The 13,714-nt window shown below is 62.4% G+C and carries 19 protein-coding genes; 5 read left to right on the plus strand and 14 right to left on the minus strand.

The window, feature by feature from the left end; translation table 11 throughout:
- Positions 1–68 precede the first annotated feature (68 nt).
- Together AC1PLU_RS08125 and AC1PLU_RS08130 are read right to left on the minus strand one after the other, a co-directional pair.
- On the minus strand, positions 69–1,004 hold the full coding sequence (locus AC1PLU_RS08125) for a sensor domain-containing diguanylate cyclase (protein ID WP_481108161.1): 936 nt from the start codon (positions 1,002–1,004) through the stop codon (positions 69–71).
- Positions 1,005–1,165: 161 nt separating this feature from the next.
- Entirely contained in the window at positions 1,166–1,567 is a 402-nt protein-coding gene (locus tag AC1PLU_RS08130) for a response regulator (RefSeq protein WP_481108162.1), read from the minus strand.
- A 95-nt stretch (positions 1,568–1,662) separates the two neighbouring features.
- On the opposite strand from AC1PLU_RS08130, the gene AC1PLU_RS08135 reads away from it, so the two are divergent.
- A complete protein-coding gene (locus tag AC1PLU_RS08135) occupies positions 1,663–2,940 on the plus strand; it encodes a two-component system sensor histidine kinase NtrB (RefSeq protein WP_481108163.1) in 1,278 nt (425 codons plus the stop codon).
- A gap of 47 nt (positions 2,941–2,987) precedes the next feature.
- Here AC1PLU_RS08135 and AC1PLU_RS08140 read toward each other — a convergent pair whose 3' ends face one another.
- From AC1PLU_RS08140 to AC1PLU_RS08190, 11 genes are all read right to left on the minus strand, one after another.
- Positions 2,988–3,440, minus strand: a complete 453-nt coding sequence (locus AC1PLU_RS08140; protein WP_481108164.1) for a phage virion morphogenesis protein — start codon at positions 3,438–3,440, stop codon at positions 2,988–2,990.
- On the minus strand, positions 3,428–3,844 hold the full coding sequence (locus AC1PLU_RS08145; protein WP_481108165.1) for a phage tail protein: 417 nt from the start codon (positions 3,842–3,844) through the stop codon (positions 3,428–3,430). The genes AC1PLU_RS08140 and AC1PLU_RS08145 overlap by 13 nt, the downstream gene beginning before the upstream one ends.
- Positions 3,841–4,329: a hypothetical protein gene (locus AC1PLU_RS08150; RefSeq protein WP_481108166.1), complete on the minus strand. Its 489-nt coding sequence runs from the start codon at positions 4,327–4,329 to the stop codon at positions 3,841–3,843. Before AC1PLU_RS08150 ends, AC1PLU_RS08145 begins: the two co-directional genes overlap by 4 nt.
- Positions 4,329–4,967 (minus strand): glycoside hydrolase family 19 protein, encoded by a 639-nt coding sequence (locus AC1PLU_RS08155; RefSeq protein ID WP_164923337.1) that lies wholly within the window; start codon positions 4,965–4,967, stop codon positions 4,329–4,331. The genes AC1PLU_RS08150 and AC1PLU_RS08155 overlap by 1 nt, the downstream gene beginning before the upstream one ends.
- Positions 4,967–5,242, minus strand: a complete 276-nt coding sequence (locus AC1PLU_RS08160; RefSeq protein ID WP_005922189.1) for a phage holin family protein — start codon at positions 5,240–5,242, stop codon at positions 4,967–4,969. Before AC1PLU_RS08160 ends, AC1PLU_RS08155 begins: the two co-directional genes overlap by 1 nt.
- Positions 5,235–5,591 (minus strand): phage holin family protein, encoded by a 357-nt coding sequence (locus AC1PLU_RS08165; RefSeq protein ID WP_005929454.1) that lies wholly within the window; start codon positions 5,589–5,591, stop codon positions 5,235–5,237. The genes AC1PLU_RS08160 and AC1PLU_RS08165 overlap by 8 nt, the downstream gene beginning before the upstream one ends.
- A 4-nt stretch (positions 5,592–5,595) precedes the next feature.
- A complete protein-coding gene (locus tag AC1PLU_RS08170) occupies positions 5,596–5,805 on the minus strand; it encodes a tail protein X (protein WP_005917735.1) in 210 nt (69 codons plus the stop codon).
- Complete coding sequence (locus tag AC1PLU_RS08175; RefSeq protein WP_481108167.1) at positions 5,805–6,272, minus strand: head completion/stabilization protein; 468 nt, start codon at positions 6,270–6,272, stop codon at positions 5,805–5,807. The genes AC1PLU_RS08170 and AC1PLU_RS08175 overlap by 1 nt, the downstream gene beginning before the upstream one ends.
- Positions 6,273–6,370: 98 nt before the next feature.
- Positions 6,371–7,090 carry a phage terminase small subunit gene (gpM, locus tag AC1PLU_RS08180; RefSeq protein WP_481108168.1) on the minus strand — a complete coding sequence of 240 codons (720 nt, stop codon included), beginning with the start codon at positions 7,088–7,090 and terminating at the stop codon, positions 6,371–6,373.
- Between the two features lie 3 nt (positions 7,091–7,093).
- The gene (locus tag AC1PLU_RS08185) at positions 7,094–8,110 is read right to left on the minus strand and encodes a phage major capsid protein, P2 family (RefSeq protein ID WP_116921669.1); all 1,017 of its coding nucleotides are present in this window, start codon (positions 8,108–8,110) and stop codon (positions 7,094–7,096) included.
- Positions 8,111–8,161: 51 nt separating this feature from the next.
- Positions 8,162–9,004 carry a GPO family capsid scaffolding protein gene (locus tag AC1PLU_RS08190; protein ID WP_481108169.1) on the minus strand — a complete coding sequence of 281 codons (843 nt, stop codon included), beginning with the start codon at positions 9,002–9,004 and terminating at the stop codon, positions 8,162–8,164.
- 142 nt (positions 9,005–9,146) lie between these two features.
- Here AC1PLU_RS08190 and AC1PLU_RS08195 point away from each other — a divergent pair, with 142 nt between their 5' ends.
- From AC1PLU_RS08195 to AC1PLU_RS08210, 4 genes are read left to right on the plus strand one after another with little or no spacing between them, the layout of a single operon-like run.
- Positions 9,147–10,910 carry a terminase ATPase subunit family protein gene (locus AC1PLU_RS08195; protein ID WP_481108488.1) on the plus strand — a complete coding sequence of 588 codons (1,764 nt, stop codon included), beginning with the start codon at positions 9,147–9,149 and terminating at the stop codon, positions 10,908–10,910.
- Positions 10,910–11,932, plus strand: coding sequence for a phage portal protein (locus tag AC1PLU_RS08200; RefSeq protein ID WP_481106852.1), 1,023 nt, complete (start codon positions 10,910–10,912; stop codon positions 11,930–11,932). The genes AC1PLU_RS08195 and AC1PLU_RS08200 overlap by 1 nt, the downstream gene beginning before the upstream one ends.
- Positions 11,933–11,957: 25 nt before the next feature.
- The gene (locus AC1PLU_RS08205; protein WP_078560558.1) at positions 11,958–12,203 is read left to right on the plus strand and encodes a Com family DNA-binding transcriptional regulator; all 246 of its coding nucleotides are present in this window, start codon (positions 11,958–11,960) and stop codon (positions 12,201–12,203) included.
- Positions 12,121–12,822 (plus strand): DNA-methyltransferase, encoded by a 702-nt coding sequence (locus tag AC1PLU_RS08210; protein WP_046341921.1) that lies wholly within the window; start codon positions 12,121–12,123, stop codon positions 12,820–12,822. The genes AC1PLU_RS08205 and AC1PLU_RS08210 overlap by 83 nt, the downstream gene beginning before the upstream one ends.
- 49 nt (positions 12,823–12,871) lie before the next feature.
- On the opposite strand, the gene AC1PLU_RS08215 is transcribed toward AC1PLU_RS08210, so the two are convergent.
- Positions 12,872–13,468, minus strand: coding sequence for a hypothetical protein (locus AC1PLU_RS08215; RefSeq protein WP_046341922.1), 597 nt, complete (start codon positions 13,466–13,468; stop codon positions 12,872–12,874).
- Between the last annotated feature and the right edge of the window lie 246 nt (positions 13,469–13,714).

Genomic DNA, 13,714 nt, shown 5'->3' on the forward strand with positions numbered 1-13,714 from the left:
CGTGTATATCGATGCATTACAGAATAACCTGACCCTTTACGCTACGAACACCAATTGCCAATTACATACTAAGCTGCAACCTCTTCTACTGATGTGGTGCCGGTGGTCTGCGAGCTTGCCCGCTTGAGCGCATGGTCCACATTGTCGAGCTGGTCCATGTCTTTGAACCAACTCGCACCCCATTTCGACTTGAGTCCGCGCGCGGTGAGAGATGAGCGGATACGCCGTGCAACCGACAACAATCCCGCCTCGCTGATCCCAGGAAGATAGATGGCGAACTCTCCTGGAGATAGATGCGCAAGTCCATCTTGAGGGCGCGTTGCCGCTTGTAAAAGCTCTGTAGCAACTTCAATTTCTCTTCTTGTACCCGCATCATTTCCTGCACTGCTGACGTCCAGATCAAAAAGCAAAATCCCGCCCTGCTCGTTGCGATGATGCTCTGCTGCACTCTGCAATAGCGCTTGAAACGCATTTAGATCGTAGAGTCCAGTGAGTACATCCACGGTTTGCACTTCCGGTGCAGACGTGAGAGGTTGATTTTCTAGCAGATGCTGCGCCCACGAACTTGCCAGCATGCGGCCAAAGGTCTCCGCCACTGGTAAGAAGTGCTCGAGTTCGTTATCAGCGATATGGGTGTCAATGCCGCAGAGCATGCCTTCCATCTTGCCTGGAACTTTGATTGGAACGCCAAGATAGCTGGCAATTCCTAGCTCGATAGCAAGTGGCGCTTGGGCAAGGTGATCGATCTTCCCTAGATCTGGGGCACACTGAGGCCCTCCCATGCTAATAACCCTTCTGCACACCGACTCAGACCAAGTCAAAAATTGATCGACTTTCAAACCAAAATTGGCATCTGTGCATGCGCGGATGATCCAGTAGTCGTTTTTGACTTCTGCAAAAATCCAAGTTTTTAGTGGGGTAAGCCGCGCTAGGCAATCTAAGAGATCACCAATCGTCTCACTGGTAGATGTGAACGGAAGCTGGGTTTTGAGCGAGCCTGGCATGGAAAGGACTCCTTGAGTATTCCTCTTATCGGCAGCGCAAGCGCTGTCTATAGGGATGATTATCCTTCCTTCCGAACTAACCACTATCACTAATTCACATGCTGCGCAGGTGCGCTCCAGTCAGCCACGATCAAATGCAACAGGGAAGCACGCAGATTTTTTTAAGGGATCTCGCTTGCTCGTGTAAACGGCACTGTCCGCATAGGCAAAAATTCTTCCACTGCAGCTATCAGCTTCGGCAATGTGTACGGTTTAGGCAGAAAGCTCGTCGAGGGTGGCAGTGTGGACGGATGCAACCGTCCTGAGGTCAAGACGGCAGGTATCTGCAGCCCATCGTCTCTCAGCTTCCGAATCAGCGTAAGCCCGTCCAACGCGCCAGGCATCTGCACATCCGACACAATCACGCACACGGTGGGCTGTTCCTTCAGGCATTGCAGCGCTTCTTCCGCGTTGCCTGCTGCTACCACTGTAAAGCCTACGCTTTCAAGCATTAGCTGGGTAACTTGTCGGACTAACGGCTCGTCTTCCACGATCAAAATTAATGATTCAGCCTTCTGGAGCATCGATATGTGGCAACTTGAACTTCGTCTGTTGATCAGTATGGGGGGCAGCCCCAAAATATCCTTAACGTCCCCTACACATGTCCAGACCGGGCCAAATGACGAAAGACTGGTTCCAGCACGTTGTCGAGCTATCGGGTGACTCGATCAAAGAGCTTTCACTCGAGGGGATCATCACCTTTGTGAACTCACACGGTCTCGAGAGAGTTGCTGTTGAGAACAAGGAATATGTGCTCAACCGTCACTGGACGTCACAGTGGCCAGACCATGTGCACCCTCAAATTGAAGAGGCTTTGGCTGCAGGCAGGCGTGGAGAGCCAGCGCAATTCGAAGCTGAATGCACCACTCCGCGAGGTGTGGACCGGCATTGGCTTGTGTCTACAACTCCGCTGAAGGACGAGTTCGGCAACGTCACGTCGCTACTGGCTGTGAATCGGGACATCACAGAAGGGCGGCTTGCCCAAGCGGCGCTGGTGACCTTGAAGAATGCGTTGCAAGGTCGATTGATTGATGTGAAAGATGGTAATACTGATGCGTTTGGTGAGCAGCTCCAAAAGACCAGTAATGCCGCGCTGATCAGACTGTCCAGCGCGTTCTCGAATGCTGAAGCGCGCGCGGATGAGCTGGATATTGCCCGTGCCGCGCAGCGGTTGGCAGAGTCTGCGGCCAAGCAGGCGCAGAAAGGCGATGCGATCGGACAGCTTCTTGCGGGCATGGTGCATGACCTGAACAACGTACTTCAGGCAGCGTCTGGCGCAATTGAGTTGGTGCGGGCGCGTAATGAACTCGTGCTGCGGGATCATTCGTTGCTGGGCATTGCACTGAATGCGCTCACTCATGGCACCACGATGTCAAAACGTTTGTTGGGGTTTGCAAGCCATCACCCTTATGCACCGGAAATGACCAATTTGTGTGAGTTGGCAACAAATCTACTGCCTCTTCTCCAGCAGGCGGCCGGTTCGGGTGTCCAGCTGGAATGTCATCCTGATAATGCAAAATCTACCGTACTGGTCGATCCCAACACGCTGGAGCGTGCCCTGATGAATTTGGTGATCAATGCACGGGATGCTTCTCCCAACGGGGGGGCGATTTCTGTCGTGGTGACGAAGACGACTTGCTTGGACAGCGATGTAGATCAGCAACGTCGCGCCGGTAATTACGTAACCATTTCGGTCGTTGACCAAGGTGAGGGGATTGCTCCGGAGGTCCGTGATCGCTTGTTCGAGGCGTATTTCACGACCAAACCCAGCGGCAAGGGAACCGGGCTGGGGCTTGCGCAAGTATACGGGGCGGTTCGGCAGGCCAATGGGTTTATTGAAGTGATCTCCCAAGTAGGTCATGGCTCAACGTTCACAATGGCCTTCCCCGAGATTTAAAGGCGGATGCGAGGCTATCTCCGCATCTGAGTTGCAATCACCAGTCACTAGAGCGTCGCTAAGTGTTGCGTTAGCAAGCTGTTGATGAGAGTTCTCTCCTGAACAGTGAAGCCAAGAAGTACACGTTTTTCATAGAGCGACCTTGGGCCGTTCAGGCGAACCCGCTCGGTGAGTCCTTCCTGATGCACGCGGGCAATCCTCGATACGCGCCCCACGAATCCCACGCTCACAGCGTTGGGGCTGGCGCTGACCTTGAAGAACTTGGCCTGCCGCAGCTTGGCGAACATCTTCGCGCGTTTGACGCGCCCGGCCTTCTGCCGCAGCTGCTGCTTGCGCGGGGCGTACGGCGTGCCATCGGGCGCCTGCTGTTTGCCGATGCGCTGGCTCTGTGAGCGCCTCAGTTCCGTTCCGATCTTGCGGGCCAGCGTGCGGCGTTCGCCCGGCTGCAGGCGGGCCAGAAGCGGCGCGGCCCAATTCTCCAGCGCGGTCAGCTCATCCATGGATCGATCACGGGTTCGGGCGCATGGGCCATGTCGTAGCCGCCGCCGTCCTTCGCGGTGACCACGACACGCTCGGTCAGTGGCAACTTGATCGACAGATCCACTGCATCGTTGGCGAGGATGTCGGCCTCGAAGGCAATCTCGCCACGGCGCGCCGAGTTGGACAGCAGCTCGGATTGATTGACCTGCACCCATTCCAGCAGCGGCAGCATCACGCTGTCCGGATGGCCGGCATAGTCGGTCAGGATCAGGTTGAGCGTGTACTGGTACTCGAACGACAGCCCGGGCTGGAACGTGCTGATCAGGCTGCCGGCGTCGATAAACACCAGCAGCCGGTCGGCATCGCGTGCCAGATCCGGCAAGGCCGCCACCAGATGCGCGCGCAGGCTGGCGGGCTTGATCATGGCACCGGCTCCGGCACGTGCAGATCGATCCAGTCCTGCAGCGCGGTCAGTTGCGTGGCGGTGGCGTGGCAGCTGGTGTAGTTGTCGGCGACGGTACCGGCAATGCCAGAGAGCGTAATGCCGGCGGCCGGCGCATCAGGATCTCCGGTGGGCGACCCGGCAGGCTGGCCCGTGGCGGCGGCGTCGTGCAGCCGCACAAAGCCAGCAGGGATAGCGCAAGCAGCGTCGGCTTTCTGGGTGACATAGATCGGGACCTCGCGGGTGATGGTGGCGCCGGCCTCGCGCACGATGTGCACGCGGTCGACGTACTCGACAACGACCTTTATGGAACTCTTTGCGCTGTCGCGCTCGGCGATAGCGGCAGCTTTTGCGTCTAGAGCTTGCTTGCGTTCGCGTTGCGCGGTGTTGACGCGCTGCTCTTGCCACACGCAGCCACCAACGAGCACTGCAATCAGCGCCAGCAGGATGACCAGGCGCGTGACCATCAGCTCACGCCCAGGATCTGCAGGGCGCGCTGCGTGCGCGTGACGCGATCGCTGTGGCCTTCGGGCAAGCGCTTGGCACGCACGTTGCCCAAGTTGATCTTGCGGCCCAGGCCAAGCACGTCGCCCGTATCGGCCAGCACGTTGAGGCCGTTGTCGTGCCAGTACGCCGCCGCTCCCAGTGCGCTTGGCTCAACCTGCAGCAGCAGATCCGGCTGTTCTTCCACCGGCAGGCCAATCAGCTCACCGATGCGGCGGTAGTTGCCACGGAACGTGTGCTGCATCGGGCCACGGCCCCGGTAGCGGTGACCGTCGCCGCTGGCGGTGTTGCCGTTGCCCAGGCGGTCGGCGTAGACGAAGTTGGCCAGGCCGACCGGATTGCGCAGGAACTTGGGCGCCTGGGCCGGTGTGATGCGCGTGCCGAACACTTCCAACAGCCGAGCGCTGGTGGTGTAGGTCAGCCCTTCTTCCATGCGCGACAGGCTCAGGCTTTCGTGGCCGACCTGACCGAGCCAGTGCGCAGCGCGGCGCTTGGTGGTGATGCCAAAGCGGTTGGCGGCGGCGAGCAGTGGGCCGTGCCAGCGCTGAGCGCGTTGCGGCGAGCACTGCATGATCGAGGCGAGCTGGGTATCGGTGAACATCAATCGACCTTCAGGATGCGCGCCACATTGCCCTGGGCGCGGTAGGTGAGTACCGCCAGCACGATCAACGTGCCCAGGTGCCAGAGACTGACTTGCGAGCCGGCGCCGGCCAGCAGGATGTGCAGCGCCTGGCCGCCGGTGCTGGCGATCAGCAACCACGCGCACCAGCCCGCGCCGCGTCGATGGCGCGCATCGACGGGCCGGTGGTAGGTAAGCAGGCGGACGCAGATGGCGAGCGAGGCCATCAACGTCAGGACGGTGACCAGGCTATGCACTGGGCGGACCTCCACGACGTAGGAAGGAAAAGTCGAAGGACTTGCTCTTTTCGATCAGGCCCAGCGTGACGGTGATCGCGCACGCCGCGCTGGCGAAGGCGGCCACGCCACTGGACTTGATCGGCAACCAGCGCAGGATTTCCGGCGCCAGCTGGTAGCCGGCGATCACGCTCACCGGGAAATAGATCAGCCGCGCTAACAGCGGTTGCTTGGCGGCGGACACCACGAACAGCGCGCCGCCGGCGAAGGCGCCGATCAGCGCATCGCCGTCGATGCCAGGCAGCACGGAGGCAAGGCCCACACCGGTGGCGATCAAAAAGCCGCTCGATACGGAGGTGGGTTCGGTCATCGGATCAGTCCCATAGCTGCACAAGCGGCGTCATCGCCGCTGTGGTGGTGGTTACCTCGGGCAACTCCACCGGCGTGCCGTGCGGGAGCACGGCGCCCAGTTCGGCCAGGCCGGGATTGAGGAGATAGGTGCGCTCGACCAGGCCGGCCGTGCTGCCCAGGTGGCGCCAGCACAGCAGGTCGACGGTGTCGCCTTGCATGGCGTGCACGCGCATCAGATGAGCTCCACCGTGCTGCGCGGTAGGTTCTGCAGATCGCGCACCGCCCAACGCTGGTCGCGGCGCAACTCGGTGATGCTGGGCGACAAGTCATCGGCGCGCTGGTTGGCGCTGTCGGTGGCGTCGAAGCTGCGGTAACGCTCGGCCACCTCGACGGCAGTGGCACACGCGACGGCGCGCAGGTACAGCTGTACGCGACGCGAGAGGCCATCGACGGTGGTGCTGGGCACGTCGGCCAACGCCGCGTAGCCGGTCGCCTGCTGCTTATCCGCCCAGGCCTGCAGTTCGTCGTTAACCGCCAACATGGCGGCGACGATGGCCTGACGCAGACGCGGATCGGTGACGGTGCCATCCAGGCGCATGCTCGCCCGCACAGTCGCCGGTGCGATCGCCGGCCAGAACGGCGCATTGGCGATCGCATCAGGCGTGGCGCTGGTGGTGCCGGTGGCAGTGAATCCGCTCATGGATGGCTCGGAAGGGATCGCCGGTGGTCGGGGCGTCACCGCAGCGAAGACGTGCTGTGGATCGGCCCCGAGCCGGCGAGGGTTGCGGGGACGCTCGGTTATGCGCTGGTGCCCGCAGGCTCAGCGCTGAACTTCTTCAAGAGCCGCTCGGCGCGCTCCAGATCCTTCTTGCCGCCGCAGCTGCCATGCAGTGCGATGGCGCGCTGCAGGTCGGAGACAGCGGCAGCGGCGATGGGCTGCGCCTGGTCGGCAGGCGTCTCATCGGTGATGCCCGCAAGCGTTGCGCGGGCCAGTGCCAGGTGCAGCTTGGCGCGCACCTCATCAGGCATGTCCTGCTCTGCAGTCAGCGCGGCGGTGTCGGCCAGGACGGCCTCATCGAAGCTCTGACCGGTCTTCTGTGCAGACAGCGCCGCCTCGGCGATCTCTTCGGCCAGCACACAGCCCACGGTGCGGGAGAAGCGGTCAGGCATCTGCAGGCAGTGCTTGAGCACGTAGGCACCTAGCTCCAGCGCGCCGGCATAGTCGCCGGCATCAATGCGCCACACCATGCACGTCATCACGATCTCGTCCTGCGCGCCCTGGCCGCCGGCCAGCACGCCGGCCAGATACGGCACGTAGGTCGGCAGCAGCTGCACCTTGAGCGCCGCCTTGCCTTGGGTGGACTGGATCTGCTTCAGCCGCAGGCGATCGCTCTGCAGCTGCGCCATATGCTGCTCGTAGGCGGTTGCACCGGCCATCAGCTGGTGCGGAGCGCGCTGCGCCGCTTCCAGCTCGGCGAGCACGCGGCTGTGGTGACGCTTGGCGGGACTGTCGGCCATGGCTTAGGCCTCGATCTCGATGTGCTCAACCACGCAGCCCAGGCCGTAGTCTTCGACCACGTAAGCATCGTTGGAGGACTCGTAGTTCTCGATGCGATCGCGTGCGGGCACTTCCTGGATGTAACGGCGACGGCCGCCGGTCTGGTAGTAGATCGACAGGTTCGCAAGCGAAGTGACCATCAACGCGCCGTCCGGCAGGTACGGCACCTCGGCCACCTGCAGGCCGCCGACGCGGCGCTGGCTCAAGATCAGGTCGGTAGCGATTTTCTCGCTGGCCGGCTGGTCCTTGTTGACCATCGGGAAATACTTGTCGTGCATCAGGTCGCGGCCCAGCACCACCACCAGGCTCGGATCCTTGCGGTGCCACGGATCCAGCAGGTTGCTCACCACGTCAAAGACCAGCGCGTCGAGGTTGCGGTAGTCCGCGCCATCGCCGGCGCCGATGACCATCTTGCCCGCCGTCTTGCCGCTCGCCAGCACGCGCTGGGCAGCATTGGTGCGGTACTGCTGCAGCCAGCCGATGTTGACGTCTTCCAGCAGCGGGAATGCGGCGCGGTCGGTGTCGGCAGCGGCGTGCGTGCCGTTGAAGCCGATCTGCAGACGGTCCAGCGCCTGACGCTTGACGATGGCATCGCGCAGGCGCGCCTGGAAGTCCGGGAATTTGGCCCAGGCATCGAGCAGCGCATACGGGATGGCGGTGTCGAAGTCGGTCTTCTTGGCGACGTACTCGTTCTTGTCGAGCGCGGCGACGTTGCGCGGGGTGCGGGTCTTGCCGGCGCCGGTGTCGGTGCGGCTGGCAATGCTGCCAGTGACGCCGATGCCCACCTTTTGGCCGGACAATTCGTCCACCGGGATGATGTTGATCTTGGACAGGAACTCGCTGGATTCCTGCATGCGCGTTTCCAGCTTCTGCTGCACGGTCGGATCGACGGCGAAGGAATGGAACGCGGAAGTGATGCCATTGAGCTTGGCGATCTGCTCGGCGAACTGATTGAACTGCAGGCGGGTGGCGTTTTGCATGGTGGCTCCGAAGATGTGGCGCTGGCGGCGTGTGCGTGTGGTGGTGTGGGGTCAGCAGTCGGTCAACACAGCCGCGCCGCCGCCGGTGACCACCGGGCGTGCGGGCTGTGCAGGGTCCGGCTGTTGCGACAGCGACTCGCGCAGCTGCGCCAGGTCGTTCGCCAGCTGCGCGTGCTTGGCCTTCTGCTCGGCGTGTTCGGTCTGCAGGCGGTTGAAGCGTTCGTCCTGGCCGCGCACGTGCTCGGCGATCTCTTCGACACCTTCGCCAAGCTCTGCGAACTGCGCGGCGGTGATGCTGGTGGCGCCCTCGCTCTTGAGCGCGGTGCGGATCCTGCTGAGCAGATTGGCGACCGGACCTTCGCTGACCTCGCTAAATTCCAGCGCGGTTTCCTCGGCGACGGTGAACAGGTTGCCCGGTGACTGCTTGCGATCGGCCAGCGGATTGGCGTCGGGGTTTTGGCTGGCGAAGCTCAGCATGGAGGTGCCCAGGCTCGCCGGCGAATCGGTCACGGCCAGGCCGACCAAATACGCCTTGCCGGTATTGGCGAACTTCTCCTGCACCTCGATGCTGGTGTAGAGCTTCTGCTTGGACTTGTTGATGGTGATCAGGTCAGGGGTCGGCTCGATCTGTGCGAACAGCGCCAGACGCTTGGTGCCGTCGATCTCCACCTCTTCGGCCTTGACGGCGGTGACGTCGCCATACGCACGGAACGGCGAGTCCGGCAGCAGGCTGCGCATGTGCTCGATCCAGATGCGGGCGTTGTAGGTCTCGCGGTTGTAGGTGGCGGCCATGTCGTCGATCCAGCTGCGCTGAATCGTGCGGCCATCGGTGGTGGCGCCTTCGACGGCCACGCGGAACCAGTTGGAACGGAACTTCTTGGTCTTACCCGACATGGGTGTCCTCTGCGCTGGATGCGTTTGCGATGACCCATGGTCAAACGCGACGCACAGCGCAGCAACGAAACCACCATGTAAACAAGGCGATTACGCGTCGTTCAACTGTCCGGATTAAGAGGTGGGCCGCACCCTGGTCGGCATGCAAAGTGTTGCCACCCAGCTCCCGATGGACACCCGCAGACAGGCCAAGTTCCTGTACTGGATGGGATGGCGCGTGACCGAAATTGCGCAGGCCATCGGCGAGAACGAGAAGACTGTACACAGCTGGAAGTCGCGTGACGAGTGGGATCGCGCAGACAACGTTGAGCGCATCGGTGGTGCGCTCGAAGCGCGCCTGGTCGTGCTGATCATGAAGCCGGAAAAGTCCGGCGGCGACTTCAAGGAAATCGATCTGCTACATCGGCAGCTGGAGCGCCAGGCGCGCATCCAACGCTACCAGGGCGGCGGCAACGAAGCTGACTTGAATCCGGCTGTTGCCAATCGCAATGCGGGTCCGAAGAAGAAGCCCAAGCGCAACGAGTTCACCGAAGAACAGGTCGAGCAACTCACCACCGCGTTCGTCGACGGCTGCTTCGACTATCAGCGCGATTGGTACCGGGCCAGCAACGAGCGCACCCGCATCATCCTCAAGTCGCGCCAGATCGGCGCAACGTTCTACTTCGCCCGCGAGGCGCTGATCGATGCGCTCACCACCGGGCGCAATCAGATCTTCCTCAGCGCCTCCAAGGCGCAGGCGCATCTGTTCCGCGGCTACATGCAGCAGTTCGTGCGCGAGACGATCGACGAGCCGCTTTCCGGCGGCGATAGCATCGTGTTTCCCAACGGTGCGGAGCTGTTCTTCCTCGGCACCAATGCGCGCACGGCGCAGGGCTATCACGGCAATTTCTACTTCGACGAATTCTTCTGGACCTACGGCTTCAACGAGTTGAACAAGGTCGCCAGCGGCATGGCGATGCACAAGAAGTGGCGCAAGACCTACTTCAGCACGCCATCGAGCATGGCGCACGAGGCCTACACGTTCTGGACGGGCGAGCGCCGCAACAAGGGCAAGCCGGCCGCGCAGCGGATCCAGATCGATGTCTCGCATGACGCGCTAGCCGGCGGGCGCCGCTGCCAGGACCGCGCCTGGCGGCAGATCGTCAATATCCTCGACGCCCAGCGCCGCGGCTGCGACCTGTTCGACATCGACGAGCTGCGCGAGGAATACAGCCCGGACGCCTTCGCCAACCTGTTGATGTGCGAGTTCGTCGACGACGGCGCCAGCATCTTCCCGTTGGCGATGCTGCAGCCGTGCATGGTCGACAGCTGGGTGGAGTGGGGTCAGGACTACAAGCCCTTTGCCGCGCGCCCCTACGGCGATCGCGCGGTATGGATCGGCTACGATCCGGCAGAGACCGGCGACACCGCAGGCCTGGTCGTTGTGGCGCCACCGCAGCAGCCGGGCGGCAAGTTCCGGCTGCTGGAACGGATCCAGTTCCGGGGCATGGACTTTGCCAAGCAAGCCGCCGAGATCGAGCGCATTACGCGCCGGTACTGGGTGACCTACATCGGCATCGACACCACCGGCATGGGCAGCGGCGTGGCGCAGCTGGTGAAGCAGTTCTTCCCGAATCTGGTCACCTTCAGCTACTCGCCCGAGGTCAAAACCCGCCTGGTGCTCAAGGCCTTCGACGTCATCCACAACGGCCGGCTGGAGTTCGACGCCGGCTGGACCGACGTGGCCCAGTCGTTGATGGCCATCCGCAAGACGATGACGGCCAGCGGCCGGCAATCCACCTTCACTGCTGGCCGCTCGGAAGAGACCGGCCACGCGGACCTGGCGTGGGCACTGTTCCACGCGCTGCAGAACGAACCGCTGGAAGGGCGCACCGCGCGCAACTCCGGCTTCATGGAGATCTCTTGATGTTGACCGACCAGCTGCCCGCGACCGCGCCTGCAGCGCCAGCAGTGCCCGCACGCACCGAGGCGTTCACCTTTGGCGACCCCACGCCGGTGCTCGATGGGCGCGGGGTGCTGGACTATCTGGAGTGCTGGCAGAACGGGCGTTGGTACGAGCCGCCGGTGGCGTTGGATGGCCTGTCCAAGACCACGCGCAGCAATCCGTTCCTGCAGTCCGGGCTGATCTTCAAGCGCAACATGCTGGCGCGCACCTTCAAGCCGCACCGGCTGCTGACGCGCGAGGCCTTCGAGCAGCTGTCGCTGGACTGGATCACGCTGGGCAATGGCTACCTTGAGCGCCGCCGTAATCGCATGGGTGGTGCGCTGTCGCTGGCCGCGCCGTTGTCCAAATACATGCGGCGTGGCGTCACCGATGGCGAGTACTTCCAGGTGCGCACCTGGCACGACGAGCACGCCTTCGAGCCGGGTAGCGTGTTCCAGCTGCGCGAGGCCGATGTCGATCAGGAGCTCTACGGCCTGCCTGAGTGGATGCCGGCGATGCAGTCGGCGCTGCTCAACGAGTCGGCCACGTTGTTCCGCCGCAAGTACTACAACAACGGCTCGCACGCCGGTTTCATCCTGTACCTGACCGACCCGCAGCAGAGCCAGGAGGACGTCGACGCGCTCCGCAATGCCATGAAGGGCGCCAAGGGGCCAGGCAACTTCCGCAACCTGTTCCTGTACTCGCCGGGCGGCAACAAGGACGGCCTGAAGCTGATCCCGGTCAGCGAAGTGGCGGCCAAGGACGAGTTCAGCGGCATCAAGGGCATCACCCGCGACGACATGCTGGCCGCGCTGCGCATCCCGCCGCAGCTCATGGGCATAGTGCCGCAGAACGCTGGCGGCTTCGGGTCGATCCGTGAGGCCGCTGCCGTCTGGGCCGCTAACGAGCTGGAACCGCTGCAGGCGCGCATGCTGAAGATCAACGACTGGGTGGGCGATGAGGTGATCGCCTTCGCCCCCTACGCGCCGCCAGCGGCCGCGTAATCCTTTCCCACTGCAAGACCACGCAATGCTCAAGAACCTCCGTTGTGGCGAATGCGCCCGCCTGCTGTGCAAGGCCGGCGCCTTCGATGAAATTCAGATCAAGTGCCCGCGTTGCGGCACGCTCAATCACCTGAAGGCCGAGAGCCTCACCTCCGATCGCCGCGAGCGAATCCAAGAAGGCTCTCACCATGAAAAACCAGCTGCTCCAGGGCGACGCCCTGACCATCCTGCCCACGCTCGAAGCGAATTCGTTCGACGCGCTGATCACTGATCCGCCCTATGCGAGCGGCGGCCTGACTGCCGCTGCCCGTGCGCGGTCGCCCTCGACAAAGTATTGCCGGGATGGCGGACATGCCGACTTCGTTGGTGACGAACGCGACCAACGCTCGCACTTGCAATGGATGCACCTTTGGTTGTCCGAATGCGCGCGCGTGCTCAAGGATGGCGCGCCGGTGCTGCTGTTCACCGACTGGCGGCAGCTGCCATTGACCACTGACGCGCTGCAGATCGCCGGATTCACCTGGCGCGGCATCACCGTCTGGGACAAGACCGAAGGCGTGCGGCCGCAGTTGGGCCGGTTCCGGAACCAGGCCGAATACATCGTGTGGGGCAGCAAAGGCAACATGCCGCTGGATCGCCGCGCGCCGGTGTTGCCTGGTGTCATCCGTGAGCCAGTGCGAAAAGCCGACAAGCACCACCTGACCGGCAAGCCGACAGAGTTGATGCGGCAGCTGGTGCGAATCTGCGAGAGCGGCGGCCGGGTCCTCGATCCGTTCGCCGGCAGCGGCACGACGCTGGTCGCTGCGCAGTTGGAGGGCCTGGAGTCGGTAGGGATCGAGATGACCAGCCACTACGCGGCCCTGACCCGCGATCGCCTGGCGCACGCCTGAACCTGCATCCCAAGGCACCCACTACGAGCCGCCCGTCAGGGCGGCTTTTTCATGCGTCGCTTCCAGGGAAGATGTTCGGTTGTGCGTAGAAGCGCCGTTCCATTTCTTCCAACTTTGCAACGCTTTCACGTAGTTGCGGGCTCAGATCATGCGCGCCAGGTGCCGGGGCTGGTCGGCCGACGTGATTCCTGAGCGCAGCTGCCAGCGTTGACGCCTGTATGCCAAGTTTCCCGTACTGCAGTCTTAGCTGTAAGAACCCAGAATCGGGATCTTGTCCAGCTTCGAAAGCGATTAGCTCCTTGGCTTGCCTGTATGCGGTTGGCAACGCGAAAACCCGATCAAGGAGGTCGAACGGCAACGATTTCCAATTGACGTCGAGGGCGCGCATGTCAAGAGCCGGTGCACTGACCGTACTCTCCTGAAACCCTCTTGAGTCAGGGTATCCCACATCAGCCGCCACATCGGCGCAACGGCTCGCGAAGGCGTTGAGTTCACTTGCTACGGTGATAGCCAGGTAGACCAGATCCTCTTCCTTCTGCTTACTCTCCCGTCGCCACGCGACTATCGCTTGGAAGAGTCCACCAATGATCACGCCGATTAAACCGAATGCGCCGGTCAGTAGTTGGGGGTAGAGCTTTGGGTCCATGCGTCACACCAATTCACTTGTCGGTCTATCAGACCTCAGGGTGCTAATGCTACCGGGCGTGGCGCGCGCAATCGTCGCCCCGCCACGCCTGCGGTCTTCATGCATGGTTTTCGCTGCACCCTTGCAGGGTGGCAGTAGGCCGCGCTGCTGCTGCCTATCCGCGTGGTTCAAGGGGGCCTCTCTTCCCTGCGGATCCCTGCGCGCCCTGGGGGCTTTGCGTGGGCACGCGCCTGCATTCCGTGGCTA

Source organism: Xanthomonas sp. NCPPB 2933, from assembly GCF_056725225.1.

What these genes read in the sequence shown, in the direction of transcription:
- AC1PLU_RS08200 (WP_481106852.1), top strand. Translation starts at nt 10,910, where the DNA reads ATGTTGACCGACCAGCTGCCCGCGACCGCGCCTGCAGCGCCAGCAGTG.
- AC1PLU_RS08145 (WP_481108165.1), bottom strand. Translation starts at nt 3,844, where the DNA reads ATGATCAAGCCCGCCAGCCTGCGCGCGCATCTGGTGGCGGCCTTGCCG.
- AC1PLU_RS08130 (WP_481108162.1), bottom strand. Translation starts at nt 1,567, where the DNA reads ATGCTCCAGAAGGCTGAATCATTAATTTTGATCGTGGAAGACGAGCCG.
- AC1PLU_RS08195 (WP_481108488.1), top strand. Translation starts at nt 9,147, where the DNA reads ATGCAAAGTGTTGCCACCCAGCTCCCGATGGACACCCGCAGACAGGCC.
- AC1PLU_RS08140 (WP_481108164.1), bottom strand. Translation starts at nt 3,440, where the DNA reads ATGGATGAGCTGACCGCGCTGGAGAATTGGGCCGCGCCGCTTCTGGCC.
- AC1PLU_RS08210 (WP_046341921.1), top strand. Translation starts at nt 12,121, where the DNA reads ATGAAAAACCAGCTGCTCCAGGGCGACGCCCTGACCATCCTGCCCACG.
- AC1PLU_RS08125 (WP_481108161.1), bottom strand. Translation starts at nt 1,004, where the DNA reads ATGCCAGGCTCGCTCAAAACCCAGCTTCCGTTCACATCTACCAGTGAG.
- AC1PLU_RS08150 (WP_481108166.1), bottom strand. Translation starts at nt 4,329, where the DNA reads ATGGTCACGCGCCTGGTCATCCTGCTGGCGCTGATTGCAGTGCTCGTT.
- AC1PLU_RS08185 (WP_116921669.1), bottom strand. Translation starts at nt 8,110, where the DNA reads ATGCAAAACGCCACCCGCCTGCAGTTCAATCAGTTCGCCGAGCAGATC.
- AC1PLU_RS08165 (WP_005929454.1), bottom strand. Translation starts at nt 5,591, where the DNA reads ATGACCGAACCCACCTCCGTATCGAGCGGCTTTTTGATCGCCACCGGT.
- AC1PLU_RS08190 (WP_481108169.1), bottom strand. Translation starts at nt 9,004, where the DNA reads ATGTCGGGTAAGACCAAGAAGTTCCGTTCCAACTGGTTCCGCGTGGCC.
- AC1PLU_RS08170 (WP_005917735.1), bottom strand. Translation starts at nt 5,805, where the DNA reads ATGCGCGTGCACGCCATGCAAGGCGACACCGTCGACCTGCTGTGCTGG.
- AC1PLU_RS08215 (WP_046341922.1), bottom strand. Translation starts at nt 13,468, where the DNA reads ATGGACCCAAAGCTCTACCCCCAACTACTGACCGGCGCATTCGGTTTA.
- AC1PLU_RS08175 (WP_481108167.1), bottom strand. Translation starts at nt 6,272, where the DNA reads ATGAGCGGATTCACTGCCACCGGCACCACCAGCGCCACGCCTGATGCG.
- AC1PLU_RS08205 (WP_078560558.1), top strand. Translation starts at nt 11,958, where the DNA reads ATGCTCAAGAACCTCCGTTGTGGCGAATGCGCCCGCCTGCTGTGCAAG.
- gpM (WP_481108168.1), bottom strand. Translation starts at nt 7,090, where the DNA reads ATGGCCGACAGTCCCGCCAAGCGTCACCACAGCCGCGTGCTCGCCGAG.
- AC1PLU_RS08155 (WP_164923337.1), bottom strand. Translation starts at nt 4,967, where the DNA reads ATGTTCACCGATACCCAGCTCGCCTCGATCATGCAGTGCTCGCCGCAA.
- AC1PLU_RS08135 (WP_481108163.1), top strand. Translation starts at nt 1,663, where the DNA reads ATGACGAAAGACTGGTTCCAGCACGTTGTCGAGCTATCGGGTGACTCG.